Genomic DNA, 25,316 nt, shown 5'->3' on the forward strand with positions numbered 1-25,316 from the left:
GCGGCGATGAGTGGTGTGGTTATTGGTGCCCGAGACACGGTGAATCCCCTTCGCCAGCTCACGATCGACCAGCTCCGGCAACGGACGAGCCTCAAGTGGCGGGAGTACCCCGACGACGTGCTGCCGCTATGGGTGGCGGAGATGGACGTGCCGCTGGCCGAGCCGGTCGCGAAAGCGATCACCGACGCCGTCTCCCGCGGCGACACCGGGTACACCGCCGGCACGGCGTACCCGCAGGCGCTGGCGGACTTCGCCCGGCGGCGGTGGGGTTGGGACGGGCTGGCCGTGGAGCGCACCGCGCTGGTGCCCGACGTGATGCACGGCGTCGTCGAGGCGCTGCGGCTGGTCACCGAGCCGGGGGACGCGGTGGTCGTCAACTGCCCGGTCTACCCGCCGTTCTACGAGTTCGTGGCGCACGCCGGCCGCCGGATCGTGGAGGCGCCGCTCGGCGAAGACCTGCGGATAGACCTCGGCACGTTGGAGGACGCGTTCCGGCGGGCGCGCTCCGGTGGACGGCCCGCAGCGTATTTGCTGTGCAGCCCGCACAACCCGACCGGCGTCCTGCATACCGCAGACGAGTTGGCCGCCGTCGCCAACGTGGCGGAGCGGCACGGGGTGCGGGTGGTCGCCGACGAGATCCACGCTCCGGTGGTGCTCGGGGGAGCGCGCTTCGTGCCGTACCTCTCGGTGCCTGGCGCCGAGAACGGCCTGTCGCTGATGTCCGCCTCCAAGGGATGGAATCTGGCCGGCCTGCGGGGTGCGCTGCTGATCGCCGGCCCGGCCGCGGCCGCAGACCTCGCCCGCGTTCCGTTCGAGGCCAGCGTCAGCACCAGCCACCTCGGCGTGATCGCCCACACCGCCGCCCTGCGCGATGGCGGCGAGTGGCTCGACGCCTTGTTGACCGGCCTGGATGACAACCGCCGGCTCCTCGCCGCGCTGCTCACCGAGCATCTGCCGGCCATCCGCTACCACCCCGGCCAGGCCACCTATCTCGCCTGGCTCGACTGCCGCGCCCTGGGCCTCGGCGACGACCCCGCCACGGTGTTCCTCGACCGTGGCCGGGTGGCGCTCAACTCCGGTCTGGCCTTCGGCACCGGCGGTGGCGGTCACGTCCGGCTGAATCTGGCCACCGCGCCGGAGCTGATCACCGAGGCGGTACGCCGAATGGCCACCGCCGTCGCCTGAGACGTCATTCAGCTCGGCCGCTCGGTGGCGTCGTCGTCCTCGCCGTATTCACCGCGGACGGGGAGGTAGTAGGCGGGTAGGAAGCCGGCGATGATGGCGACGCCAGCGATCGGTGCGAACGCTCCGACGAGGATGCCGAGGCCGATCCAGATCAGCGCGAACGCGAATCGGCGGCCGATGGCGTGGACGCCGTGGGGACCGAGGCCGGGGTCCAGTAGTTTGGCGCGGCGGAGACGGGCCCAAATGATGTTGAACAGGAATGCCGCCGTCCACAGCGTGGAGCCGTAGACGACGACCGCCGTGCGTAGGCCCCGCTCCGCGCGCAACGCGTCGGCGAGCAGCGACGTGGAGAACGGCAGGAACGCGATGACCATCAGGAGCAACGTGTTGAGGAACAGGACCCCGCGGTCGACGTGCCGGACACGGTCGAACATGACGTGATGATTGACCCAGACCTGCCCGACGAGCAGGAAGCTCAGCGCATACGCCAGGTACGACGGCCACAACGCCCCGAGACCCTGCAGGAGATGGCCGAAGTCGTGCGGCGGTTGGATCTCCAGCACGAGAAGCGTCACGGCGATGGCGAAGACACCGTCGCTGAAAGCCGCCAGGCGGTCCGGGCGACGCGTGAACCGCGAAATGTCGCTTTTGGGATGCACGCCACGATTATGCTGTCCCTCGGCCACGCGACCGCTTCAATGTCGAACAGATAAGAGCCGCACCGTCCGCGCCACAGCGGCACCTTGAACGCCCATACCAGGTGCACCGGGACGAAGCCGATCACCGCGGCGGCGGCGCAAGCTGGAGACCGTCGATCGGGCGGGCTCGGCGTTGCGATACCGTCAAGGTGCCCAGGTTGGCGTCGAGTGGTCCGCGTCCGCCGGCTGCCGATGGTCCGCAGGGCGCCCCACGAATCCAGGGAGACACCGATGACGGAGCCTGAGCCCGTTCAAGACGACCAGGCGGCGGATGCCGACGCCTCGACCACGGCCGAGACCGACCAGCCCGTTCCCGCGAATCGGGCTGCCCGACGCGCGAAGGGCAAGGGCACCTCGCCGCAACCCTTTGGAAAGGGACAGCACCTCGGCGGCCGTGGCTCGGTCCAGAGCCCGCGCCAGTGGGGTAACCGCCGAAGCGGCTGATCCATCCGCGGAGTCCTCGTCGATGGCACAGGGACAGCCCTGTGGTGTCCGCGCCGACGATTGTCAGCGCAGCATCGCCCGAGTCATTCGGCGGACGGCGATATACATCGCGATCGACCCGAAAGCGATGAGGTAGAACACCGGGATCAGCAGATCCCAGCTGAGGCGGCCCAGCGCTGGTTCGCGGACGAGCTCGATGCTGTGGTAGAGCGGCAGCACTCGGATCAGCGGCTGCACTGCCTCCGGGTAGACCGACAGCGGGTAGAACGTCGTTGCGAAAAGGTACATCGGCAACATGAAGAGCTGGATGTACTGGAAGTCGGGGAAGTCGCGCAGGTACGTCGTGACGGCCAGGCCGCCCGCCGCGAACGCGTACGAGATCAGCACCGACGCGGGTAGGGCCAGTAGCACCCAGGCCGAGGTGACCAGCCCGCCCACCGCCATGAGGGTGAGGAATCCGATCGACGTCAGCAACGCGTTGATCATCGCGCTGGTGACCTCGCCGACGGCGATGTCGGTGACGGAGAGCGGTGTCGGCAGGATCGCGTCGTAGGTCTTCTCGACTTTCATTCGGGTGAAGACGCCGAAGCTTGTCTGGTTGAACGCGGTGTTCATCGCGGTCGTGGCCAGGATCGCCGGGGCCACGTAGACGGCGTAGGGGACATCGACCCCGGGTACCGTGCCGACGAGCAGCCCGACGCCGACACCGATCGACAACAGGTACAGGATCGGTTCCACGAGCGCGTTGAGCAGCGGCGTGATCGACCGGCGGTAGACCATGAAGTTGCGTTCGACGAGAGCCAGGGTTCGACGTCTCGTCCAGGCGGGCGTGGCGACGGTGGTCATAAGGTCTCCACGGGGTTCTGGACGTGGGCCGTCATGGGTGCAGTCTCCGTCGGTAGGTGATTCGAGCGACCAGGAAGCCGCCGATCGCGAGCGCCAGCAGGTAGGCGATGTGGACGGCGCTGCCGGTGATCGTCGCCGTTCCGAGGCTGAGCGTTCGGCACAGCTCGACCCCGTGCCAGAGCGGCAACAGGTAGGACACCGGTTGGATCCACTCTGGTAGCTGCGAGACCGCGAAGAACGTGCCGGAGAACATGTAGAGCGGCATGATGACGAAGCGGAACATCGTGTCGATGTGGCGCAGCTTGTGCACGCCTACCGCCCAGGCTGCGGCCGGTGCTGCGAACGCGACGCCGGTAAGCGTCGCACCGAGCAGGGCGCCGAGAGCCCACCATCCGCCGGTCAACCCGAATGCGGCCATCACCGCGATGAAGGCTCCGCTGGCGATGAGCACGCGGAAGGCGATGAAGAGCAGGTGCCCGCCGGCGAGCTGCTCGGGTTCGAGGGGCGTCGGTGTGGCGCCCCGATAGGCCCCGTAGCCCGCAGCCCGGGCGACCCCAGCGGACCCCTCCAGGAACGCGCTCTGCATCGCGGCAGCGGCCAGCATGCCCGGAGCGAAGAACGCCGCGTAGGAGACGCCGGCCATCTGGGCCGGGGCATTGGCGTCGACGAGGGCGCCCAAGCCGGCGCCGATGCCGATGAGGAACAGCATCGGGTTCAGCACGCTGATCACGATCGAGCCACGCCAGTTGCGCCGGTAGAGCGTGATCCAGTATCCGAATGCGCGAAGCATCAGTGGTCTCTTCCGCTACTCGATGAGTGATCGGCCGGTGAGCTTGAGGAACACGTCCTCCAACGTCGCGCGGCGGACCAGCGCGGTGAGTGGGGTGAGCGACATGGCGTGCACAGCGGAGAGGGCCGCCTCGCCGTCGGTGGCGTAGACGAGCACCCGGTCGGGGAGTAGCTCGACCCTGCCGTCGGTGTCGGTGCCGCCGGTGGCCAAAGTCGACGTCTGGAGCTTCTCCGCTGCGGTGTCCCGTTCGTCAAGGTGGAAACGGAGTTCGAGAACCTCTCTGGTGGCGTACCTGTTGATGAGTTCGCGAGGGGAGCCTTGCGCGACGATCCGGCCGTGGTCGACGACGATGAGCCGGTCGCAGAGCTGTTCGGCCTCGTCCATGTAGTGCGTGGTGAGGATGAGCGTGACGCCCTCCTGCTTGAGTCGGAAGAGCCGGTCCCACAGGATGTGCCGAGCCTGCGGGTCGAGGCCGGTGGTCGGCTCGTCGAGCAGCAGGATCTCGGGTTCGTTGATCAGGGAACGGGCAATGGTCAGCCGTCGGCGCATACCACCGGACAGCGTCTCGACCTGGTCGCCGGCCTTTTCCTGAAGCTGGGCGAAGTCCAGCAGTCTGTTCGCGCGTTCACGGATGACCGCCCGCGGCAGGCTGAAGTATCGCCCGTAGATGTGCAGGTTCTCCCGGACGGTGAGCTCGTTGTCAAGACAGTCGTCCTGCGTCACGACGCCCAGCCGGGCACGGATTTCCGGCCCCTGTTTCGTCGGGTCCATTCCGAGCACACGCAAGCTGCCGCCGCTGATCGGCGACGTCGCGGCGATCATGCGCATGGTGGTGGACTTGCCGGCGCCGTTAGGGCCGAGAAGGCCGAAGGCTTCGCCCCGCTGGAGCTCGAAGTCGATGCCGTCGACTGCGTGGAACTCCTTTGTGGACCCGCGTGCGGGATAGATCTTGGTCAGATTTCTCGCCTCGACCAGGGGAAGTTCGCTCACCACGGCAGCCTAGAAAATTAGACAGTGCTTTGCAAGATTTGAGCAGAGCCATGAAATTTTGTGACGACTAGATCAGCTCCTGGTGTGGCCGGTCTGCTCCCCGCAGCGCATCGACACCAGGTCGGCGACATGGCGGCATCGCACCCGCCGGGTTACCCCCACATCGCCGACCTGGAGTGGATCAACCCGCCTGGACACTCGCGACCCGTTTCGGCTGCCGCGGGTCGCCAGGCGCCCTGTGGGGGCCCTCTGGGCCCCCGGTCGGCTACGTCGTCTGGCTCGACGACCCCAAGACGGTCCTGTCCGCCGGTACCGACGAGCTGCTGGTACTGGCCGATCAGGAGTCCTTGACGCGCTGACGCGCGAGACAGGTAGTCAACGGCGGGAGCCGGCCCTCTCGGGCCGGCTCCCTGTCGCATGGGCCACCGCCGTGGCGCTGCTGGCGATCAGCGTGCTCCTGCGGGTGGCGTAACCCTTGTCGCGGGAATTTAGCCTCTAGTCATGCTCAGCTTCGAGGTCACCCCGATAGGTACGGTCCGCAATGACAGGACGGATGTCCAGCACACCGACAACTGGGGTGCCGTCCGCAGCACGATCACGGTTGACGAGCGCTTCGGCGAAGCGTGCCTCCAGGGCCTGGAGGGCTTCTCCCACGTGGAAGTCCTCTTCATCTTCGATCAGTTCCCGGAACACGGCGACTACCGCGAACCCCGCCCCTACCGCGGCCGCTCCGACCTCCCACCCGTTGGCGTATTCGCGGGCCGCGCTCCCCGCAGACCGAACCGCATCGGGGTGACGTGCTGCGCCATCGAATCCGTCCAGGGCCGCGAATTGACGGTGGTGGGCCTCGACGCGGTCTCGGGCACCCCCGTCATCGACCTCAAGCCGACGATGGCGGAGTTCCTCCCGATGGACGTCAAGCAGCCACAATGGGTCAGCCACGTGATGTCGGAGTACTTCCAGCCGTGAGCGCCAAGCCGGGCTGGTCAAGGCGACGCTCCAGGCGTGCCCGCCCACCAACTCGACCAAGCGGCGGCAGCCGGTCGGGACGCACTCTCGCCATGGAAGACTGCCGGGATGCCCTGGGAAGCCGCGATTCCAACTCGACCGCCGTCGAGTCCCGTCGCCCTGATGCCGGTCGACCGTTCGCACCGGGCGGTGCTTGGCAATCTGGGTCAGTTGTACCGTCATGATCTGTCGGAGGCGTACGGTCACCTCCCGAATGACGATGGCACGTTCAACGACCGACCGCTCGACCGGTTTCTCGCCGGTGTCGACCCGCAACGACGCGCTTGGCTGATCACTGCGGCCGGCCGGACGGCGGGCTTTGTGATGACGAACCCGACCGAGGACGGCGGTATGTCCATCGCCAGTTTCTTCGTCGTCCGCGCGCTGCGCCGCACGGGCGTTGGTCGTGCCGCAGCCGGTCAGCTCATCTCTCTGTTCCCAGGCCGATGGAGCATCGCCTTTCAGCGTTACAACTCTGGCGTTGAAGCGTTCTGGTCGCAGGTGGCGACCCAGATCGTCGGGGACTCGTGGGAAACCCACGACGGCCCCACTCACGAAACCCGGCCCCCCGATACCTATCTCACCTTCACCACCTCCGGATGACACCAGTTCTTAGCTGCGCCGGGCGGTAGCGAGGCGATGAACGGCCTCGCACGGCAGGCGGACCCACCGGGTCTGGCCGCCGGGAACGGCGGGTACCCGCCAGTCCGGGAGGTGGTGGGCCAATTCGGCACGCAGGGCTGCGCACGCAGCCAGCCGATCCGGAGAAATCTACTCGCTGTTGGCTCTGCCCCAGCCCGACGTGCAACCCCGATGATGTATGTCATGACCGCCTTCGTGCCGAGCCCCATGACCGCTCTGATCGACCTCCCGGTCCGCTACGACCTAGCCGAGAGCACCTGCCCGCCGCTGAACCTGGGTGACCTTGCCGACGAGGCGACGCTGGCCGCCGTCCCGCTGGCCTACGGCACCTCACGGGGTGCTGCCGACCTGCGAGCGCTGATAGCGGCCGACGTCGGGGTGGACGCCGAGCAGGTGCTGGTGACGGTCGGCGCGATTGAGGCCATGTTCCTCTTGGCCCAGACGACCTGTTCCCCAGGAGATCGGGTTCTGCTGGCGACACCGTGCTTTCCGCCGGCTCGATTGGTCCCGGAACAGCTCGGGGCGCGGGTGGACGTGGTGCCGTTGTCGTTCGACGACGGCTACCGGTTGCCGCTGGACCAGATCTCCGAGCAGCTCGACCCGCGCACACGCCTGGTGTCCCTGGCTTCGCCGCAGAATCCGTCTGGTGTCCGGTTCACCGACCAGGAGTTGCGCACGTTGCTCGCGGCCGTGCAGGAGCGCGCTCCGGACGCGGTCGTCCTGGTTGACGAGACCTATCGGGATTCAACCTACGGTGACGGCACGGCACCGCGCTCGGCGGCGACGCTGTCGCCACAACTCGTCACCTGCTCGTCGGTGTCCAAGGCGCACGGCGCACCCGGCCTACGCCTCGGCTGGTTGACCACGACGAACACCGCGCTCTACGACCAACTGCGCGAGGCCAAGTTCCTGACCACGATCGCCTGCTCCACAGTCGACGAATTCCTCGCCGCACAGGTACTTCGGAAGCGGCCCGAGATCCTCGCGCCCAGGGCCAAGCGACTCCGGGAGGCGCTCGACGAGCTACTGCACTGGACGCGGGACCGGCCGATCGCCATCGTCGTCCCCGACGGCGGCGCCATGTGTTGCCTACGCCTGCCCGCAGACCGGTTCTCCGACGACGCGGTTACGGCCTTCTATGCCCACCTCACCGAGCGCGACACCCGAGTCGCGCCGGGATCCTGGTTCGGCGAGCACGACCGCGTCTTCCGGCTGGGCTTCGGCCACCTCTCAGCAGCCGACTTCAGCGCGGCCCTCGCATGCGTCGCCGACGCCCTCGACGCATGCGGTTGACCATATTCGTTCCACGCTGTTCATCAGCACCGACGGAGGGGCCACCTGAAGGCCTCGGTACCAGGATCCCGTCGGGCATGTCAGAGACGTGCCCGACGGGCCAGTTTCGCGGGAGCCGCCTTGTTTAGCACGACACGGATGGCCTTCGAGACGCTGACTCCAGCGGTTGCCACCGGTGCGCCCGTCATTTCACGACGGGCCGGATGTCAGACCCTGAGCTCGAGCAGGATCGCGTGGTTCTTCGGGTCCTCGGCGCCGACGGGCTCGCCATCATTCGCGGCGACGACAACCGGGTCCTTCTCGACGCCGCCGACCGTGACGGTGGCGGTTACCTTCTCGTCGCCAGCCCAGATGAAGTAGACCTTCGGGATCTCCAGGGTCAGGTATCCGCTGGAGCCGAGCACCTTGAAGCAGTACACAGGCTCCGAGGAGTCGTTGTAGGACTCCACCTGGATGAGGTCGGTGGCGGACCCGCACTCGGCGAGCATGATCTTTCCATCACCCTTGAGCAGCTTGATCTGCTTGTCGGCCTCGATCTGAGCTGCGCCGGGGTAGCTGTAGTCCTCGACCAGGCTGGAGGGCTCCGAGCTGGAGGCCTCGGCCTGGACCGAGGCGCCGTAGGCCAGCGAGCCGCCGAGCACCGCCGCTCCGACGAGGGCTCCGAACACGACGTTCCTGCGGGCAGCACGCACGATTATTGTTCCTCCCGTGATTGTGGCACCCGGTGATTGGTAGGGTGGCACCCCAGCACCTTAATCGGGCACGTCGATAGACATGGCGCCCGATTAAGTGATCTGGACCATAGCAGCCGGCACGGGTGGTGCGTGCCGGCCTTTTGCCCGCCGAGTTCCCGTCTCAGCCCAGAACCAAGCGCCCGCCGTGCCCCGGCGACCAGGCGAGGGTGGCCGCCGCGATCACTATGTGTTGTTACCTTGGTCACAATCCACGACATTGACTAGCGTCGTCGCGGTGCGGTTGACTCGTCCGCGCCGATTCGTTCCTCTGTGGTCGATCGGCGTAACTACGGGGGAGACAATGCGAATACGATCCACACTGGTTGCCGCCCTTGCAGCGGCGGTCACGGCCGGTTTCGCGCCGGCCCCGGCCTACGCGGCCGAGGAACCCATCGAATCCGTACGGGCGGAAGCCGTCACCCTGCTCAGGGAAGGCGGGCCGGTCCTTTCTCGGGCAGCCGCGACGGCTCTGACCGGCTCTGACGACGAAGTGCGCACCTTCGTCGCCGACGGGCAGCACGCGGCCCGCGCGTTGGACCAGCGCGCACGTCTGGACGACCTGGTCTCCTCCAGCGGTCCCGCCATGGCCAGTGCCGCCCAGCCGGTCCTGAGTGGCACCGACGCGGGGGTGGACGCGTTCCTGAACAGCGGCTACCAACAGCCGCTCGAGCAGGACCTGCGGGTCCGGACCTCCGACACGATCGCCGCAGGCGGCGCCGCCACCGGCATCGCGGGCCGCCAGGCCCTTGCCGACGGGCCGGAGGCCGTACGCGCGTTCCTGCTCGGCACCTCCTACGACACGGCCGTCCAGGACGACCGGGTCCGAATCGCGGACATCATCGCCACCGGCGGCCCGCAGGTCCAGGCCGATGGGAAGGCCGCGCTGGCCGGCACCACCGAGGACATCCGCTACTTCCTCCTGCGCGGCCAGGACGTCGCACGGGCACGCGATCAGGAGATCATGACGGTCTCCCAGCTCGCCGAGGTCGCTCGGGCGGCGCGTGAGACCGCCGCCAGAGAGACCCTCGCGGCACGCGAGGCCTCTGACAAGGCAGTCGCCGCCGCTGCCGCGGCGAAGAAGGCTGCGGAGAAGGCCGCGGCCGAGGCCGCGGCGGCCAAGGACGACGCGAAGAAGGCCACCGCGGCGGCCGGTCGTGCCGCCGACGCCGCGGGGCGGGCCGCCGACGCGGCCCAGGACGCGGTCACCGCCGCCTCCGCCGCGCGCCAAGCCGCCCGGATCGCCTCCCACGCCGCCGCCCGGGCCGCCAACGCCGCGACGCTCGCAGGGCAGGCCGCCACCCGCGCCTACAACGCGGCCGCCGCCGCGTTGGGTGACAGGAACAAGGCCGACGCCGCCCGCAGCGCGGCCCAACAGGCCCGTGCGGCGGCCAACCAGGTCAAGAGCATCATCGACTTCATCAACGTGGCCGTGGCCGCCGCCGACGCCGCCGCGAACGCGGCCATCGCCGCGGTGAGCGCGGTGGGCAACGCGGGTGCCGCCGCTGCTGCCGCCGACGAGGCCGCCGGGCACGCCGCAGTCGCCGACTCCGAGGCCGCCCGGGCCCGCGAGCAGGCCGCCCGCGCACGGCGGCTGGCAGCCTCGGCCACCCGTTCCGCGAACGAGGCGCAGTCGCTGGCCCGCACGGCCGCTGCGGCGGCCCGCCAGGCGAAGACGTACGCCGAGCGCTCGGCCGCCCATGCCGACGCCGCGGCCGACGCCGCCGAGGCCGCGGCCGACTTCGCTGGAACCGCCAAGGAAGCCGCCGCCAAGGCCAGCCAGCACGCGACCGCGGCGCTGGCCGCCGCCAAGGACGCGGCCGACGCGGCCCTGCAGGCCGAGACGGTCGAACAGGCCGCGCGCGCCGCCGATGAGCAGAGCCTCACCACGGACACCGCCAACGCCCTGGCCGAGGCGGCTGCCGCCCGTGTCGTCGAGCAGGCCAAACCGGCCGACATCATGGCCGACGTGCCGGAGGCGCAGCGGGTCTCAGCAGAGGCCGCCGGGCTGCTGGCGGCCGCGACCGCGAGCGGTGCGTCCACCGAGACCATGCTGGCCAACGGTCGCCGGGCGGCTGTTCTGCTGCGCGAGGAAGGTGGGCCCTGGACTGCACAGGCCGCCGAGGAGGCCCTGGCCGGCGACACCGAGACCATGCGGACCTTCCTGTTCAACGGCCGCGAGGAGGCCGCCACGCAGGACGACCGTTCCCGGGTGCTCGAGCTGATCTCGCAGGACCCGGAGAACACGGCGCTGGCCGAGGCGGCCAAAGCGGTCCTCGGTAAGAGCCACGCCGAGATCGTTCAGTTCCTTGCCTATCCGAACTACCTCGGTCGAGCCACGAAGGACCGAATCGCGGTCTCGGACCTCATCGCCACCGGCGGGCCGGCCACGGTGACGGCGGGCAAGGCGGCGCTCAGGGGCACGCCGCAGGATGTTTACCAGTTCCTGCGTACCGGCAAGGACACTGCGGCTGCCACCGACGACCGGGTTGCGATCGCAGACATCGCCGCGGCCGGCGGACCCGAGGTGCAGGCCGCCGCGAAGGTGGCGCTGGCCGGCCCGACCGCCATGGGTAAGAAGTTCTTGGCCGTCGAGCAGTACCGCGCCAAGCTTCGCGACGAGCAGACTGCGGCGCACGTGGCGACCGTACAGTCCATCGTCGCTGCTGCCGCGCAGTCGGCGAACCTCGCCGCCCAGGACGCGGCGCTCGCCGCAGAGTTGGCGGCCCGCGCCAACGACGCCGCCGCAGACGCGGAGAAGTACAAGACGCAGGCCGCCAACTCGGCGAAGGCGGCCGCGCTCTACGCCAGCCAGGCGGCCACCGCCGCGGCTGCGGCGAAGAGGTCCGCCGACGCCGCGGCGGCCTCGGCGCAGACCGCCAAGAACGCTGCGGCCGACGCCAAGGCCGCCGCGGCCGACGCGCAGCGCTCGGCCGATCAGGCCACCTCGTCGGCCGCGTCCGCGCACTCGTCCGCCAACGCGGCGTACGAGTCAGCGGCACAGGCCCACGCGTCGGCGATCGCGGCCGGCAAGAGCGCAGCCGAGGCGGCCAGCATCGCGCTGGACGCGATGAAGATCGCCACGGGCAAGCTTCTCGAGGCCTGGGCCGCCTCCGACCCGAACCCGACTCCGCCGCCCGTACCCGATGAGACGGGCATGGAGGACTCCGGCGACCCGGTTGAGACCCGCGCGATGCCCGAATCGGTGGGGATTAGCAACTCGGAGATCGCTCAGCTCCTGCTCGACCTGATCGGCATCTTTGACCCGACCGGTGCCGCCGATGGTGCCTCCGGGCTGATGTCGCTGTGGAACGGCGACTGGTCGGGCGCCGGTCTCTCGGCCATCTCTCTGTTCCCGTACGCGGGCGACGCCGCCGCCAAGGGCCCCAAGATCATAAAGGATCTCAAGGGATTCGCCTGGCTCGCCAAGCGGGCGCACAGCGCGGAGTTCGTGAACAACCTGGCGTTCAACGTGCGGTACGCCGGCGCAGCCCGCGCCAACCGGGCACTGGGTGCCATGGACAATTTGCTGAAGGAGGCGGCGGAGTTCTACGCGAAAAACCCTGGTGCCGTCGAGGCGGCGCGAAAGCTCCGCCTGCCCACCAAGGGCCCGATTGTCTTCGTGCCGCCCAAGGGGTGGAATCCCGCCAAGCCCCGCATCAAAAACGGCGGCTACGAGGATGCCTACGGTTATCAGTGGCGCTGGCACCCTGCCCAGCAGGAGTGGGACGTTCAGCTCAAACCCGGTAAGGGCAGCCTCGACCTGTTCGGCAAGGATGCGGGGCACGCGAACATCTCGCCGACCGGCCGGGTCACCCACTGACGGTTCTCGGATAATGGGGCCTGGTTCGCCAGGCCCCATTATCGGTAAGGAGCACTTGTGTCGAAAAAGAGCAAGCCGCCGTTCGCGATGAAGGCGATGCTCAGGCTGGACCGAGGCCCCGCGAACGCCGCCGAAACTTTGCGCCAGTACGCTCCGCTCGCCGACGAGATCGGCGCCGACGGGATGGACGTCGACGTCGAACGCGCGGACCTGCTGCTCTCGGGCGCCCTCGTCGCCCTGAACGAGGAACGCGCCATGCACGCCATGGCCTACCGGCTGCTGGACCGCTTTGGCTGGCGCGAGCAGGACTTCCTCTACTCACCGAACGTCCGCTACGCCGAGACCCTCGTACCCCCGTCCGGCCCGCCGGCCATCCGCCTGGTGATCAACCGGGCCGACCAGGACTTGGGCTGGGAGGGCGCGACCCACGGCACCGGCCTCACCCCCGACCGCACGTTGGAGATCGGGCCGGCCGAGGCCGATGTGGTCGCCCGGCTCTTCGTCAGCGTCCCGGCGACCACGATCGCCGGGACCGTGGAGGCGCTGGAGCCGTGGCTGGCCCGCGTCGAGCCCGCTGCGGTCGGCGTCGACCCGGGCCGCGCCGCCCTGTCGTTTCTCGCCCGCGCCGACCTGCGGACCGAGGCGGAGAGGCTCGGCCTCGGCCCGATCGAAACCGGCCGCATCGAGGCGGACGCCGACCACGTCATCGAGACCGCGACGGCCGCCGACGGCACGACCCTCTGGCTGCGCCGCGGCACCGACCCGGTCTCTCGGCGCTGGCCCGGCATCGACGAGATCCGGGAGATGGTGATCGACCCCTCCTACCCGGACTAGCCAGATCGACATCGACCCCGCGCTGCAGGCCGTCGATCACTCGGCACAGCGGTGAGGTCGGGTACGAGTCGCAGTACACCGGCACAACCGTGCTGGACAACTCCGGCACCATCGTGGACTCCCCGTACGGCACGTTCAACATGCGCCTGCACGACGCCAACGGCGGGTGGATCGCCTCGGCCGTGGACCTGGTGCGCTGGGCGTCGGCCTTCGACACCGGCAGTCCGATCTTGAACAGCACCTCGCTGGGTCGGGCCTGGGCGGTGCCGAACCCGACCGGTGTGAACTCCAATGGCTGGTATTACGGCCTGGGTTGGCAGGTGCGCCCGGTGACGACCGGCGGCACCGGGCGTAACACCTGGCACACCGGCAGCCTGCCGGGCACGTACAGCATCGTGGTCCGCACCTGTCACGGCCTGAGCTGGGCGGCCGTGTTCAACCGCCGCGACGACGAGTCCGGGCTGACCTACGGCGACATCGACCCCGCGCTGTGGGGTGCCTTTCGCGCGGTGACCAGTTGGCCCACCCACAACCTCTGGTCGACGTACTTCGGGTGACGCCCGCCGTGCGGCGGGCCTGCCGCACGGCGGGGCGGCGTCGTGGACCGGCAGTTGCCCCGGTGCGGGCGTTACTGAAGTGGGCGGCAGGAGGAACGGATCACCAGCTCGGTGGGGAGCCGGATGTGGGTGTCCCGTTCGACACCGGCGATCAGGTCGACCAGCAGGCGCAACGCCTCGGCGCCCATCCGCTGCAGCGGTTGCATGATGGTCGTCAGCGGCGGGTTCACCAGCGCCGACTCCGGGACGTTGTCGAAGCCGATCACCGACAGGTCGTCGGGCACCGAGAGGCCCATGCCGCGCGCCACGTCCATCGTGGATATCGCGGAGAGGTCGTTACCCGCGAAGATCGCGCTCGGCCGGTCGGGGAGGGCGAGAAGTTCCGCGGCCGTGCCGGCGGCGCTCTCGATCCGGAACCCGCCGACGCGGACGAGCCTCTCGTCCACCGGTACGCCCGCGTCGGCCATCGCCCTGCGGAAGCCGGCCTCGCGCAGCCGCGCCGACTTCAGGTCGGCGCGTCCACTGATGTGCCCGATCCGTCGGTGGCCGAGGGACAGTAGGTAGTTGGTCGCCAGCACGGCGCCGGCGAAGTTGTCCGAATCGACGGTGGGCAGGTCGGACGGCCCGGTGTGCGGGTCGACGGCCACGACGTGGAAGCCATGCTTGGTCTCGACCACGGTCGGCGTGACGATCACGGCCCCGTCGATGAGAGTGCCGGAGAGACGGGCGAGCGAACGCCGCTCCCACCCCACGGCGGCGCCCTCGCCGTCACCGCTGGAGTAGGCCAGCAGCTGGTATCCGCTGCCCGCGACCTCCTGGGACGCCCCCTTGAGCAACTCGGTCGAGAACGGCTCGAACTCGGCGACCAGGATGCCGAGCACGTTGGTGCGGTGGCTGCGCAGGCTTTGCGCCCCCAGGCTCGCCTCGTAGCCGAGCTCGTGGATGACCTGCTGGACGCGCAGCACGGTGGCTTGGGCCACGCCGTATCGGCCGTTTACGACCTTCGATACGGTCGCGACCGAGACGCCGGCTGTGCGTGCGACATCCGACATCTTGACGCGCTCCTGAAAGACCACGCCGATGATGATAGGCCGCCCGCTGGGCCGCGTCACGAGCGACTCGAAAACGTTATCGATACCGATTGACATCAAGTTACATGACTGTAAAACTTCGCCGGAAAGCCGAGTACCGCGACTGAGTAGTCGAGGAGACATCGATGGCAACGAAGCGACGTGCGGGTGCCGTTCTGGCACTGCTAATGACAAGTGTTCTCGTTGTCACCGGGTGTAGTGGCGGTGGCGACGAGGCAGCCCCTCAGAGCGAGCTGTACAAGAACCCGGTGACCCTGACCTGGTGGCACAACGCCTCACAGGACGGGCCTGGCAAAACCTACTGGGAGAAGGTCGCCAAGGACTTCTCCGCACTCCACTCCACGGTCAAGATCGAGATCGAGGCGATCGAGACGAACCAGCTCCAGCGCACCCGGATCCCCGCCGCGCTGCTGAGCAGCGACCCGCCGGACCTCTTCATGACCTGGGGCGGTGGCGAGATGAGCGAGCAGGTGGAGGCCGACTACCTCAAGGAGATCACCGACCAGACCAAGACCGAGGTCGCCAGCATCGGAAGTCCTGCGGAAATCTGGCAGGTGAACGGCAAGCAGTACGGTCTGCCGTTCCGGATGGGCATCGAGGGCATCTGGTACAACAAGGAGATGTTCGCCAGTGCGGGCATCGCGGCACCGCCGACCACCTTCGAAGAGCTCAACGCCGCGGTCACCAAGCTCAAGGCGATCAACGTCGTCCCGATCGCCGTGGGCGCCGGTGACAAGTGGCCGGCCGCGCACTGGTGGTACAACATGGCGCTACGCGCCTGCTCTGTCGACACCCTGAAGAAGGCGGCGAAGGACAAGACCTTCGACGACCCGTGCTTCCTGAAGGCCGGCCAGGACCTGAAGACCTTCATCGACACCAAGCCGTTCCAGCCCAACTTCATCGCCACGCCCGGCCAGAACGACCCGACCAGCGCCAACGGCATGCTCGCCAACGGCAAGGCCGCGATGGAGCTCATGGGTGACTGGAACCGCGGCACGCTGGACACCGTCGCCACGGACCCGGCGAAGGTCGCGAAGTTCCTCGGCTGGTTCCCGGTGCCGGCGATCGCCGGATCCCCGGGTGACCCGAAGGCGGCCCTCGGCGGTGGCGACGGGTTCGCCTGTTCCAAGAACGCCCCGGCCGAGTGCGTCGAGTTCCTCAAGTACATCGTGAGCCCCGAGGTGCAGAAGGGCTATGCCGAGACGGGCACGGGCCTGCCTGTCGTCAAGGGCGCCGAGGTCGGCGTGAAGGACCCCGCGCTGAAGTCCATCTCGGACGCCACCGCCGCAGCGAGCTACGTCCAGCTCTGGCTGGACACGGCGTACGGCAGCACCATCGGCACCGCGATGAACGACGCGGTCGTCGCTATCTTCGCCGGCAACGGGACGCCTGAGAAGGTCGTCTCAGGGATGAAGGCGGCCGCAAGCAAGTGACCTCCGCCAACCAGATCCGTATGCCCGCCGGCGGCGCTTCCGCGTCGCCGGCGGGCCCCGACGGGGCCGGGCGCGCGTCCGCCCGCCGAGCCGAGACCCGCCGCAAGTGGTACGAGATCATCGGGCTCACCACGCCGGCCGTCGTCATCTACGTGATGTTCGTGCTGGTGCCGATGGGCTTCGCGGTCTACTACAGCCTGTTTCGGTGGCGCGGGGTCGGCCCTCCCACCGAGTTCGTCGGCCTGAGGAACTACACCCTCGCCTTCCAGGATCCGATCTTCCTCGACGCGTTGCGCAACAACGCCATCATCGTGTTCGGGTCGCTGCTGATTCAGGGTCCGATCGCCCTGGGCATCGCCCTGCTGCTCAACCGTCGCTTCCGTGGGCGCGCCGTGTTCCGCCTGCTGGTGTTCGTGCCGTACGTGCTCGCCGAGGTCACCGTCGGCATCATGTGGAAGCTGCTCCTGACCGGCGACGGCACGGTCGACGCGCTGCTGCGGTCACTGGGCATGGGCGGTCTGGTGCACGCCTGGCTCGCCGACCTGGACCTGGTCATCTGGACCCTGCTGGCCGTGCTCACCTGGAAGTACGTCGGCTTCGCCATCATCCTGCTCCTCGCCGGGCTGTCCAACGTGCCCGACGAGCTGACCGAGGCGGCGGCCATCGACGGCGCGAGCTGGTGGCAGATCCAACGGCACGTCACGATCCCGCTGCTCGGCCCGACGATCCGGATCTGGATGTTCCTGTCCATGATCGGCTCACTGCAGATCTTCGACATGATCTGGGTGACCTCGGTGCCCGCGGTGCGGTCGCTCGGCGCATCCGCCACCATGGCCACGTACATGGTCGACAACGGGTTCTTCGCCCGGCTGTGGGGCTACGGCAACGCCGTGGCGGTAATCCTGTTCGTCATCTCCTTCGTGGCGGCGCTGCTGTTCCAGCGGTTCCTGCTTCGCCGCGACATCCAGGGCGCCATCACCGGAAGGGCGAAGTGACGATGGCTGTGAACTCCGTTCGCTCCCCGTCCCCCGGGCGCCGTCAGGTGTCCTGGGGCACGCCGCTGACCTACGCGCTCGCGCTCGCGGTCGCGGCGGTGTCGATCGGCCCTGTCATCTACGTGGTCATCGGCGGTTTCCGCACCACTCCGCAGATCGTCGCGAACCCGGCCGGCCTGCCCGACCCGTTCGTCTTCGACAACTACATAAGGGTGCTGACCCAGAGCAACTTCTGGCAGCAGGCGTTCAACAGCGCGGTCATCTCCCTCGGCACCACGCTCGCCGTCGTCGTGCTCGGGCTGGCCGCGGCGTTCGTGCTCGCCCGCTACTCCTTCCGCGGGCGGGAGGGGCTCTACACCTTCTTCACGCTCGGCCTGCTGTTCCCGGCCGGGGCGGCGATCCTGCCGCTCTACCTCATGCTGCGTGACCTGAACCTGATCAACTCCTACTACGCGGTGATCCTCCCGCAGGTCGCCTTCTCGCTGCCACTGACGATCGTGATCCTGCGACCGTTCCTGTCGGCGATCCCGAGAGAGTTGGAGGACGCGGCCGCCATCGACGGTGCGAGTCGGCTCGGTTTCCTCTGGCGGGTCGCGATGCCGCTGTCGCGGCCCGCGCTCGTCACTGTTGGCGTCCTGGCGTTCGTGGCGAGTTGGAACTCGTTCCTGCTGCCGCTGCTCGTCCTCAGCGACGTCAACCTGCACACCCTGCCGCTGGGGGTGCAGAACTTCTCCAGCCAGTACTCCACCGACACAGCAGGCGTCCTCGCCTTCACCTCGCTGGCGATGCTGCCGGCACTGCTCTTCTTCACGCTCGCGGAGAAGCAGATCGTCGGTGGCCTGCAGGGTGCGGTCAAGGGCTGAGCGGCAGCGGTACGGGGCACGACCAGAGAAAGGCACAGCATGACTGAGGTCCACACGCTGGTGGACGGGCCGGCGCCGGCCCAGACAGGTCGGGACCACGGCCGACCGGACGGGCACGGCGGCGAAGCACGCCTGCGCGATCTGCTTGGCCGGATGACGATCGAGGAGAAGATCGCCCAGCTCGTCGGCTTCTGGGAGAAGGAGGACGGCGAGGCGGTCGCACCGCTGCAGGGAGAGTTCGGCGACGTCTTCAAGCTCGAAGACTTCTCCCGGCACGGGCTCGGTCACCTCACCCGCGCCTACGGCACCCGCCCCGTGGACGCGGCGGCACGCGCGTCCTGGCTGTGGAAGTTCCAGCGGGACCTCGTCACGGGGACCCGGCTGGGCATCCCGGCGATCGTTCACGAGGAGTGCCTCACCGGGCTGTCGGCGTGGAAGGCGGCAACCTTCCCCACCCCGCTGGCCTGGGGGGCCGCGTTCGACCCCGAACTGGTCACCGAGATGGCCACGGCGATCGGCGCCTCGATGCGGGCCCTGGGCATCCACCAGGGGCTCTCACCGGTGCTCGACGTGATCCGTGACCCCCGCTGGGGCCGGGTGGACGAGTGCATCTCCGAAGACCCGTACCTGGTCGGCACCATCGGCACGTCGTACGTGCGCGGCCTGCAGTCGCAGGGGGTGCACGCCACCCTCAAGCACTTCGCCGGCTACTCCGCCTCGCGCGCCGGGCGCAACTTCGCCCCGGTGCACGTCGGCCGCCGGGAACTGGCCGACGTACTGCTCCTGCCGTTCGAGATGGCGATCATCGACGGCGACGCCCGCAGTGTCATGCACTCGTACACGGAGATCGACGGGGTGCCCGTCGCCGCCGACCCGACGATGCTGACCGGTGTCCTGCGGGACCGGTGGGGCTTCGACGGCACGGTGGTGGCCGACTACTACGGGGTCGCGTTCCTGAACCTGCTGCACCACGTGGCGAGCGACCACGCGGAGGCGGCCGGCCAGGCGCTGAGCGCCGGCGTCGACGTCGAACTGCCGACCGGCGACGCCTATCTGACCCTGCGGGAGTCGGTGCGGGCGGGCAAGGTCGACGAGGCGCTCATCGACCGCGCGGTGCTGCGGGTGCTGCGCCAGAAGCAGGACCTGGGTCTGCTCGACGCGACCTTCGCCGACGAGCCGCCCCAGGCGATCGACCTCGACTCGCCCGAACACCGGTCGATCGCCCGCCGGCTCGCCGAGGAATCGATCGTGCTGGTCGCCAACCAGGGCGCGTTGCCGTTGCCGGCGGGGCGACGGGTGGCCCTCATCGGCCCGAACGCCGACCGGCAGGGTGCGCTCTTCGGGTGCTACTCGTTCCTCAACCACGTCCTCGTCCAGCATCCCGGCGTGGAGACCGGTATCGAGGTGCCGACCGTGCTCGACGCCATGCGGGTCGAGTTCGGCGGCGACCTCGTCGCCTGGGCGCGCGGCTGCGACGTGGACACCGACGACCGATCCGGGTTCGACGAGGCTGTCGCCACGGCCGCCGCGGCGGATGTCGCCGTCCTGGTCGTTGGTGACCACGCCGGCCTCTTCGGACGCGGCACGGTCGGTGAAGGCTGCGACCGGGACGACCTGGAGCTGCCCGGCGTCCAGCGCGAACTGGTCGAGGCGGTGCTGGCAACCGGCACACCCGTTGTCCTCGTGCTGGTCACCGGCCGGCCGTACACGGTCGGTTGGGCGCTTTCGCGCTGCGCGGCGGTGGTGCAGGCGTTCTTCCCGGGCGAGGAGGGCGGCGGTGCGATCGCGGGGGTGCTCTCCGGGCGGGTCAACCCGTCGGGCCGGCTGCCGGTCACCCTGCCGGGGTCGGCCGGCGCGCAGCCGTACTCGTACCTGCACCCCACCCTCGGTGCGGGCAACGAGGTGACCAACCTGCCGGCGACGCCTGTGGCGCCATTCGGCCACGGCCTGTCCTACACGACATTCGCGTACACCGATTTCACCGTGCCCACCACGGTGCCCACCGATGGGGCGGTAGGCGTGACGGTGCGGGTGACGAACACCGGCACGGTCGCTGGCGACGACGTGGTCCAGCTCTACGGTCGCGACCTGGTGGCCTCGGTGACCCGGCCGGTGGCGCAGCTGCTCGGCTACCGGCGCGTCCACCTGGAGCCGGGCCAGTCCGTCACGGTCGAGCTGACGGTGCCCACCACCCGCCTGGCCTTCTCCGACCGCACGTTCACCCGGGTCGTGGAGCCCGGCGACGTCGAACTCTGGGTCGGTACCAGCGCGCAGCGGGACACACAGGCGATGACCACGCTGGTCGGTGACACCGTCCCGGTTTCCAACGCGTCCCCGCGCTGGACCACCGCGGATATTCGCTGAACCCGGTCCGCCGGCGTCCGCTGGGGACGCCGGCGGGCCGGCATCGTCCGCGTGCCGGTTCCCCTGGTGCTGCTGTACGCGAGGTTGATCCACCGGGTACGTGCGGTCGAGACTACGACGAGATCGCCCGCGCCCACGGGGCGACGAGCCGTTCGAGGCCGGCCATCAGGTAGAAGAGCAGCGCGCCCATGATTGCGAGCAGGGTCAGCGCCGCGAACGCGAGTGGAGTGTCGGCGGACTGGCCGGAGCTGGCGATCACCGCACCGAGCCCGGCCTCGGGGTTGATCACCTCGCCGATGGTCGCGCCGATGATGGCCAGTGAGGTCGCGACCTTCAGTCCGACGAAGACCTGCGGCAGGGCCCACGGGAGTCGAACCTTCACGAAGGTCTGCCACCACGAGGCGGAGAGGGACCGGGCGAGTTCGCCGAGTTCGTTCGGGGTCGAGGTCAGCCCGGCCATGGTCGAGACCAGGATCGGAAAGAAGCAGAGCAGCACGACCATCACGACTTTGGTTTCGTAGCCGAACCCGATCCAGACCAGGAGCAGCGGCGCGAGGGCCACCTTCGGCACCGCGTTGACTCCGGCGATCATGGGGAGGGCCATCCGCTCGACTGTCCGGGACGCCGCGAGCAGGACGGCGAGCAGGAGCCCACCCACGCTCGCGATCCCGAACCCGATGACCGTCTCCAAGAAGGTGACCAGGGTCTGCTCGGCGAGGTAGCCGGGGAGCCGGACGAACGCGTCGACCACGTCCGGAGGTGCGGGCAGGAAGAACGGCTCGATGTCGAAGGCCCAGGTGCCCAGCCACCAGAGCGCGATCGTCAGCACCGCACCGAGGGTGGGTAGCCCGACGTGCGGCCAGCGTTGTGACGGCGGGGAACTGTCAGTCACGATGATCTTCCTGAGGTTCGAGAGTGGGCCGCACGGGCCACGGCCGACGTGCGGTGGCTCCGTGGGGTGATGCCTTCCGTCAGGACTTCTTCACGAACCTCAGGTCCACGACCTTCTCCGGAGTCAAGCCGGGCGGAATCAGGTTGGCGCCCTGCAGAATGGTGATGGTCTGAGCCACCTGCTTCTCATCCATGAAGCCGATCGGGGCGCCACTCGCGGGGCGAACGTGGGGGGACATCGCATCGATCTCGCCCTTGCCCGCTGCCACGGAATAGGTGGGCTTCACCTTGTTGAGGATCGCCGCGGCCTCGTCCGGGTGCTCGATGCTGTACTGCAGCCCCTTGAGCACCGCGTCGGTGAATCGTTGCACCAGGTCGGGGTCCTTCTCGATGAGTGAGGGAGTGGTGATGATCGCGTTGCCGAAGAGGTCCCGCAGATAGTCGCTGTAGGGCAGCACCACAACCTCCTTCTTGGAGGCGACCTGCAGTGCGCCGCGGCTGAGCAAAAACGTGCCCAGCGCGTCGACCTTCCGGCTTGCCATGAGTCCGTTGAGCGCCGTGGCCTGGACGCCCTCGATCTTCACCGTCTTCGGGTCGAAGCCGGCCAGCCGGGCGTACGCCGGGAAGAGCAGCTCGGTCACCGATCCGGCGCCGGTCGCCATCGTCTTGCCCTGCAGGTCCTTGGGGGTGGTGATGTTGGTGTCCGTGGTGGTCATCACCGAGATCAGCGTCTGCTGGTGCACGGCGGCGATGGCCCGCCAGTCAGTGAACTCACCCTTACCTGCTTGAATCACGGCACCGGTGAAGTCGAGCGCGGCGAACTGGACCTGACCGGACTTGAGGGCCGTCAGGTTCTGCTGGTTGCCAGCGCCCTCCTTGATGTCGACCTCGATGCCGACCTCGGCGAAGTAACCCTTTTCCTTCGCCACCCAGGCGAACGCATCCCGACCCACCGCGCCGAAGGCGGTTATGTAGGCGACATTGTCGGTGGGTTTGCCGGTCGGGTCGCCGCCCTTGTCATCGGTACCGCTGCAACCGGTCACGGCGAGGGCCGCGGCGAGCAGCGTCATCACCAGCATGCGAGAGCGCTTGACCATGTGATGCCTCCAGCTTGAAAGTCTCGGGGAAGGCGTGCGCCATGCCGACACGGTTCGCATGAGGCAGTTCCGTCCACATTGCTCTCGTCGATCAATGATCGTAGATGAAAGTTGCCATGGCTGTCACCGGAACGATTTGCAGACACCTGTCCATGAACCCTGCGAGGGAGACGTTCCCGCAGCTGGCGATTGGTTGACAATGGACGGTCAGACCGCAAAGGCGCAGATCCCCACGAAGGAGCACGATGTCTGATCACCCTGTCCCGTCCGCCCGGGCCCGCGCCCTGGTCCGCGGCGCCTACGACACGCACGTACACGTGGCCCCCGACGTGATGGCGCGGCGCATCGACGATGTCGATCTGGCGTACCGGTGCGTCGACGTCGGGCTCGCCGGCTTCGTCCTCAAGTCCCATTACGTGGCCACCGCCGAACGGGCGGCGGTCGTCCGCAAGGTGGTCCCCGGCGTCGAGGCGCTCGGCGCGATCACTCTCAACGGCGCCATGGGTGGCATCAACCCGGTCGCCGTCGAAGTCGCCGCACGGCAGGGCGCGCGGATCGTCTGGATGCCCACGGTGGATTCCGGAAACCAGCGGCGCAGCACCGCCACCGATCTGCCCGGTGCCACACCCGCGATGTGGGGGGCGTTCCAAGCCGACCTGCACAGCCAGGGCATCGTGCCGGAGCCCGTCGACGTCGTCGATGACGAGGGACGTGTCCTCGACCGGGTACGCCAGGTGCTGCGGGTGATCGCCCGACACGACATCGCGCTCGCCACCGGCCACCTCAGCGGCGCCGAGATCGTCAGCGTGGTCCAAGCCGCCCACGAAGAAGGGGTACGCCGAATCGTGGTCACCCATCCCGAGTTCACCTCCCAGCGGCTGCCGGCCGAGCAGCAGCGGGAGTTGGCCGAGGCGGGCGCCCTGTTGGAACGCTGCTTCACCACCCCGCACTCGGGCAAGGTCGCCTGGGTGGAGCTCTTCGCCACCATTCGTGCGGTCGGGGTGGCCCACTCCGTCCTCTCCAGTGACCTCGGGCAACCCTTCAACCCGCCGGTCGAGGACGGTCTGGCGCTCTTCGCCGACCGCTTGCTCGACGCCGGCTTCACCGATGAGGAGATCCACGTCATGGCGGTGGTCAACTCGCGTCGCCTGGCGACGCCCACGGCGACGGTGCCAGCATGAGCGCGCGGCGAATGCTCGTGGTGGGTGCCCACTCGGCCGACTTCGTCTGGCGTGCCGCAGGGGCGATCGCCAAGCACACCGCGGCGGGTGGTGAGGCCGTCGTGCTCGCCCTCTCCTACGGTGAGCGGGGCGAGTCCGGCGAGCTGTGGAAGGACCCGAACCAGACGGTCGAGAACGTCAAGCGACTGCGGCACGCGGAGGCGGAGCGCGCGGCCGCCGCGGTCGGCGCCCGCTTGGAGACGTTCGATCGGGGCGACTACCCCCTGCGGATCAGAGACGAGGACATCGACCGGCTGGCCGCACTGATGCGGGAGTACGCCCCGCACGTGGTGCTCACCCACCCGGACCGTGACCCGTTCAACCCGGATCACCCGGTGGCGCACAGCGCGGTGGCGACCGCCCGGCAGCTCACCGCGGGAGCCGGGGTGTCCAGCGGCTTCCGGACCGCCCCGCCCTCGGAGTTCCTGGTCTTCGAACCGCACCAGCCCGAGCTGTGCGGGTTCGTTCCCACCGTCTTCGTCGACATCACCGATGTGATGCCGGCCAAGCAGGAGGCGATGGCGTCGATGGGTGCCCAGGGCTACCTACGTGAGTACTACACGCAGCGGGCCGATCAGCGTGGCAACCACGCCCGCCGGGTGACCGGTGACGCCACCATTCGGCAGGCCGAGGCGTTCCAGCGATTGATCCCGACGGTGGTGGGTGCACTGTGAGCGAGAATCGTGACGCGGCGGTCGTCGGGCCGGGCGTGATCGAGACGTTGACTGCCGGCGGGGTGGCGACCGTCTTCGAGGCCGCTGGCCGGTGTGGCCTCATCGACGTCGATCTTGTCCAGATCGTGCCGGGCACCCGGGTCGCCGGCGTGGCCCGGACCGTCCGCTGCGGTCAGGACGACAACCGCGCCGTGCACGAGGCGATGACGGTGGTACGCCCCGGGGAGGTCCTCGTGCTGACCATGCCCGAGCCCACCCCGGTCGCCCTGATCGGCGAGTTGCTGGCCACCCAGGCCAAGGTCGCCGGCGCGGCGGGCCTACTCGTGGACGCCGCGGTGCGCGACGTGGACGAGCTCCGAGAACTCGGGCTGCCGATCTGGGCCCGGTGGCAACGGGTACGAGGCGCGACCAAGCGCGAGCGGGGCTCGCTCGACGTCGCGGTCCGGGTGGGTGGGGCGACCGTCAACCCGGGGGACGTGGTGGTCCTCGACGCAGACGGTGCCGTGGTCGTGGCGCGGGGGAGTGCGGTCGAGGTGGCCGCCGCGACGCGGAGTCGGATCGAGAAGGAGACCCGGTTGCGGGCCCGGCTGGAGGCCGGTGAGTTCAGCTACGACCTGCACGGCTTGCGGGCGCAGGACGAGGCCGCCGGCTGAGCGGGAGCCGCCGACCGTCGAGGCCGCCGACCAGCAGCATGTGGTGGATCCACCACAGGTCGCCGGTCGGGTCGCGGAAGCGGCTGACGTAGAGACGCGGGAAGGCGGGCGTGGTCGTCGGCAGCCCACTCAGCCGGCTGATCGGTTAACGATTTCTCACCCAGGTCGGGCGGGCGCACCGCCAGTACGCCGAG

Annotated in this window: 22 protein-coding genes; 14 read left to right on the forward strand and 8 right to left on the reverse strand. The window is 68.9% G+C overall.

Translation table 11 applies throughout. The features are described from left to right. Window positions 1-6 precede the first annotated feature (6 nt). Window positions 7-1,185: a MalY/PatB family protein gene (locus tag JOD64_RS28200; RefSeq protein ID WP_204945024.1), complete on the forward strand. Its 1,179-nt coding sequence runs from the start codon at window positions 7-9 to the stop codon at window positions 1,183-1,185. A gap of 8 nt (window positions 1,186-1,193) precedes the next feature. Here JOD64_RS28200 and JOD64_RS28205 read toward each other — a convergent pair whose 3' ends face one another. The 4 genes from JOD64_RS28205 to JOD64_RS28220 all read right to left on the reverse strand — a co-directional run bounded on the left by JOD64_RS28205 (window position 1,194) and on the right by JOD64_RS28220 (window position 4,956). Beyond that, window positions 1,194-1,871 (reverse strand): TMEM175 family protein, encoded by a 678-nt coding sequence (locus JOD64_RS28205; protein ID WP_307813738.1) that lies wholly within the window; start codon window positions 1,869-1,871, stop codon window positions 1,194-1,196. Window positions 1,872-2,390: 519 nt separating this feature from the next. Next, complete coding sequence (locus tag JOD64_RS28210) at window positions 2,391-3,173, reverse strand: ABC transporter permease (RefSeq protein WP_204945025.1); 783 nt, start codon at window positions 3,171-3,173, stop codon at window positions 2,391-2,393. A gap of 31 nt (window positions 3,174-3,204) precedes the next feature. Further along, window positions 3,205-3,963 carry an ABC transporter permease gene (locus tag JOD64_RS28215; protein ID WP_204945026.1) on the reverse strand — a complete coding sequence of 253 codons (759 nt, stop codon included), beginning with the start codon at window positions 3,961-3,963 and terminating at the stop codon, window positions 3,205-3,207. A 15-nt stretch (window positions 3,964-3,978) separates the two neighbouring features. Then, window positions 3,979-4,956 (reverse strand): ABC transporter ATP-binding protein, encoded by a 978-nt coding sequence (locus JOD64_RS28220; protein WP_204945027.1) that lies wholly within the window; start codon window positions 4,954-4,956, stop codon window positions 3,979-3,981. 498 nt (window positions 4,957-5,454) lie between these two features. Here JOD64_RS28220 and JOD64_RS28225 point away from each other — a divergent pair, with 498 nt between their 5' ends. From JOD64_RS28225 to JOD64_RS28235, 3 genes are all read left to right on the forward strand, one after another. Continuing rightward, window positions 5,455-5,922, forward strand: a complete 468-nt coding sequence (locus JOD64_RS28225; protein WP_204945028.1) for an SAM-dependent methyltransferase — start codon at window positions 5,455-5,457, stop codon at window positions 5,920-5,922. A gap of 162 nt (window positions 5,923-6,084) precedes the next feature. Beyond that, window positions 6,085-6,564 carry a GNAT family N-acetyltransferase gene (locus JOD64_RS28230; RefSeq protein ID WP_204945029.1) on the forward strand — a complete coding sequence of 160 codons (480 nt, stop codon included), beginning with the start codon at window positions 6,085-6,087 and terminating at the stop codon, window positions 6,562-6,564. A 222-nt stretch (window positions 6,565-6,786) separates the two neighbouring features. Next, the gene (locus tag JOD64_RS28235; RefSeq protein WP_204945030.1) at window positions 6,787-7,896 is read left to right on the forward strand and encodes a pyridoxal phosphate-dependent aminotransferase; all 1,110 of its coding nucleotides are present in this window, start codon (window positions 6,787-6,789) and stop codon (window positions 7,894-7,896) included. Window positions 7,897-8,102: 206 nt separating this feature from the next. Here JOD64_RS28235 and JOD64_RS28240 read toward each other — a convergent pair whose 3' ends face one another. Further along, the gene (locus tag JOD64_RS28240; protein WP_307813740.1) at window positions 8,103-8,588 is read right to left on the reverse strand and encodes a hypothetical protein; all 486 of its coding nucleotides are present in this window, start codon (window positions 8,586-8,588) and stop codon (window positions 8,103-8,105) included. Window positions 8,589-8,931: 343 nt separating this feature from the next. Here JOD64_RS28240 and JOD64_RS28245 point away from each other — a divergent pair, with 343 nt between their 5' ends. The 3 genes from JOD64_RS28245 (at window position 8,932) to JOD64_RS28255 (ending at window position 13,841) form a co-directional block, all read left to right on the forward strand. Further along, window positions 8,932-12,450, forward strand: coding sequence for an ALF repeat-containing protein (locus tag JOD64_RS28245; RefSeq protein ID WP_204945031.1), 3,519 nt, complete (start codon window positions 8,932-8,934; stop codon window positions 12,448-12,450). An 87-nt stretch (window positions 12,451-12,537) separates the two neighbouring features. Further along, window positions 12,538-13,284, forward strand: a complete 747-nt coding sequence (locus tag JOD64_RS28250; RefSeq protein WP_204946294.1) for a hypothetical protein — start codon at window positions 12,538-12,540, stop codon at window positions 13,282-13,284. Between the two features lie 35 nt (window positions 13,285-13,319). Beyond that, window positions 13,320-13,841 (forward strand): serine hydrolase, encoded by a 522-nt coding sequence (locus JOD64_RS28255; protein ID WP_307814002.1) that lies wholly within the window; start codon window positions 13,320-13,322, stop codon window positions 13,839-13,841. Window positions 13,842-13,912: 71 nt separating this feature from the next. On the opposite strand, the gene JOD64_RS28260 is transcribed toward JOD64_RS28255, so the two are convergent. Then, on the reverse strand, window positions 13,913-14,917 hold the full coding sequence (locus JOD64_RS28260) for a LacI family DNA-binding transcriptional regulator (RefSeq protein ID WP_204945033.1): 1,005 nt from the start codon (window positions 14,915-14,917) through the stop codon (window positions 13,913-13,915). Window positions 14,918-15,057: 140 nt separating this feature from the next. On the opposite strand from JOD64_RS28260, the gene JOD64_RS28265 reads away from it, so the two are divergent. The 4 genes from JOD64_RS28265 to JOD64_RS28280 are packed head-to-tail and all read left to right on the forward strand — an operon-like array spanning window position 15,058 to window position 20,587. Beyond that, window positions 15,058-16,365 carry an extracellular solute-binding protein gene (locus tag JOD64_RS28265; protein WP_204945034.1) on the forward strand — a complete coding sequence of 436 codons (1,308 nt, stop codon included), beginning with the start codon at window positions 15,058-15,060 and terminating at the stop codon, window positions 16,363-16,365. Further along, the gene (locus tag JOD64_RS28270) at window positions 16,362-17,360 is read left to right on the forward strand and encodes a carbohydrate ABC transporter permease (RefSeq protein ID WP_204945035.1); all 999 of its coding nucleotides are present in this window, start codon (window positions 16,362-16,364) and stop codon (window positions 17,358-17,360) included. Before JOD64_RS28265 ends, JOD64_RS28270 begins: the two co-directional genes overlap by 4 nt. Further along, window positions 17,357-18,223: a carbohydrate ABC transporter permease gene (locus tag JOD64_RS28275; protein WP_307813741.1), complete on the forward strand. Its 867-nt coding sequence runs from the start codon at window positions 17,357-17,359 to the stop codon at window positions 18,221-18,223. The genes JOD64_RS28270 and JOD64_RS28275 overlap by 4 nt, the downstream gene beginning before the upstream one ends. 39 nt (window positions 18,224-18,262) lie before the next feature. Beyond that, the gene (locus JOD64_RS28280) at window positions 18,263-20,587 is read left to right on the forward strand and encodes a beta-xylosidase/alpha-l-arabinosidase (RefSeq protein WP_204945037.1); all 2,325 of its coding nucleotides are present in this window, start codon (window positions 18,263-18,265) and stop codon (window positions 20,585-20,587) included. Window positions 20,588-20,699: 112 nt separating this feature from the next. Here the strand turns inward: JOD64_RS28280 and JOD64_RS28285 are convergent, their stop codons facing one another. Then, window positions 20,700-21,479, reverse strand: a complete 780-nt coding sequence (locus tag JOD64_RS28285; RefSeq protein WP_204945038.1) for an ABC transporter permease — start codon at window positions 21,477-21,479, stop codon at window positions 20,700-20,702. Window positions 21,480-21,558: 79 nt separating this feature from the next. Continuing rightward, window positions 21,559-22,575 carry an ABC transporter substrate-binding protein gene (locus JOD64_RS28290; RefSeq protein ID WP_239559700.1) on the reverse strand — a complete coding sequence of 339 codons (1,017 nt, stop codon included), beginning with the start codon at window positions 22,573-22,575 and terminating at the stop codon, window positions 21,559-21,561. Between the two features lie 245 nt (window positions 22,576-22,820). Here JOD64_RS28290 and JOD64_RS28295 point away from each other — a divergent pair, with 245 nt between their 5' ends. The 3 genes from JOD64_RS28295 to JOD64_RS28305 are packed head-to-tail and all read left to right on the forward strand — an operon-like array spanning window position 22,821 to window position 25,122. Next, entirely contained in the window at window positions 22,821-23,756 is a 936-nt protein-coding gene (locus tag JOD64_RS28295) for a DUF6282 family protein (RefSeq protein ID WP_204945039.1), read from the forward strand. Further along, window positions 23,753-24,469, forward strand: a complete 717-nt coding sequence (locus tag JOD64_RS28300; protein ID WP_204945040.1) for a PIG-L deacetylase family protein — start codon at window positions 23,753-23,755, stop codon at window positions 24,467-24,469. The genes JOD64_RS28295 and JOD64_RS28300 overlap by 4 nt, the downstream gene beginning before the upstream one ends. Continuing rightward, window positions 24,466-25,122 (forward strand): RraA family protein, encoded by a 657-nt coding sequence (locus JOD64_RS28305; RefSeq protein WP_204945041.1) that lies wholly within the window; start codon window positions 24,466-24,468, stop codon window positions 25,120-25,122. Before JOD64_RS28300 ends, JOD64_RS28305 begins: the two co-directional genes overlap by 4 nt. Window positions 25,123-25,316 lie beyond the last annotated feature (194 nt).

The sequence above is a fragment of the Micromonospora luteifusca genome (assembly GCF_016907275.1).
In the GTDB taxonomy this organism is placed as follows: Bacteria; Actinomycetota; Actinomycetes; order Mycobacteriales; family Micromonosporaceae; genus Micromonospora; species Micromonospora luteifusca.